The sequence below is a fragment of the Xenorhabdus littoralis genome, assembly GCF_033949345.1.
Classification (GTDB): domain Bacteria; phylum Pseudomonadota; class Gammaproteobacteria; order Enterobacterales; family Enterobacteriaceae; genus Xenorhabdus; species Xenorhabdus littoralis.
The window spans coordinates 1-525 of record NZ_VCDP01000189.1 but is presented as its reverse complement, the minus strand read 5'-3'; the positions used below and the strand labels follow the sequence as shown (position 1 = coordinate 525).

General features: G+C 51.8%; 1 protein-coding gene. It reads right to left on the bottom strand.

Annotation, left to right across the window (positions count from 1 at the left end; all coding sequences use genetic code 11):
• On the bottom strand, nt 1-510 hold a 510-nt coding region (locus tag FE394_RS19165; RefSeq protein WP_319927911.1), incomplete at its 3' end, for a type VI secretion system baseplate subunit TssF.
• Between the last annotated feature and the right edge of the window lie 15 nt (nt 511-525).

Sequence of the window (525 nt, the reverse complement as noted above, 5' to 3'; positions counted from 1 at the left end):
CTCCATGCGTGCCCCATAGACTTCTTTGAATTCCCACAAAACTTTGCGATCCGAGGTAGACATATCCAGTTTGACAAAGGTGGACTGGCTGACAAAACAGGCCATAGCGTCATTAATTAACCGGCAGAAACGGTACATCTCCCCCGGATTAGCGTAACAATCGGGGTTCAGGGTCAGTGACAACAAATGTCCCCGAATGGGGTTGCCTCGCTTCATTCGGTCGATCAGGCTCTCTTCCACCTGCATAATGCCGTCAATATGCCGCTGGATATGGCGGCTCAGGGGGCGATTAAATTCGGCATAATAGTCAAACAGGCGGAGAAAATGCTGAATTCCCTCTGTGGTAAACAGCAAAACGGGTGGGCTGGCGAGGCAGGAAAGCAGCGGCCAGCCGGAGTTATCCTGCAACATCGGTGGGTGATCCGTGGTGACCGGCGTAATATTGTGCACGCTGAGATGTGAAGGTGAACCTTCCTGCATCACCGTGATGGCGCTTTTTTCTAGTGCCATTGCGGATTCATGGTA